The sequence below is a fragment of the Rhizobium ecuadorense genome (genome assembly GCF_001187535.1).
GTDB classification, from domain to species: Bacteria; Pseudomonadota; Alphaproteobacteria; order Rhizobiales; family Rhizobiaceae; genus Rhizobium; species Rhizobium ecuadorense.
Window position 1 is genome coordinate 1 of sequence record NZ_LFIO01000279.1, and the last position, 210, is coordinate 210.

Genomic DNA, 210 nt, shown 5'->3' on the forward strand with positions numbered 1-210 from the left:
GTGTCGGCATCGCTGGTAACACCCGTCAGCGCCGGAGCGGCAGGCAGTGTTGCAGCCTCCTCGAACGGATCCGGGCCAAGAACGGTGCGCTCGGATGTCGAGGAAGGCGTCTGGAAGACCGTCGCAACCGACGCCGTCTTTGTGGAGGTGTCCTGCGCCCCGCCATCGCCTCCAGGCGCCGGCATTGCAGTCGACGATCCGGCGGACGAT

The 210-nt window shown here is 67.1% G+C and carries 1 protein-coding gene; it reads right to left on the bottom strand.

Annotated elements, in window-relative coordinates; all coding sequences use genetic code 11:
• The coding region (locus tag AF337_RS06500; protein WP_152970936.1) for a hypothetical protein at window positions 1–210 on the bottom strand (210 nt) is incomplete at both ends.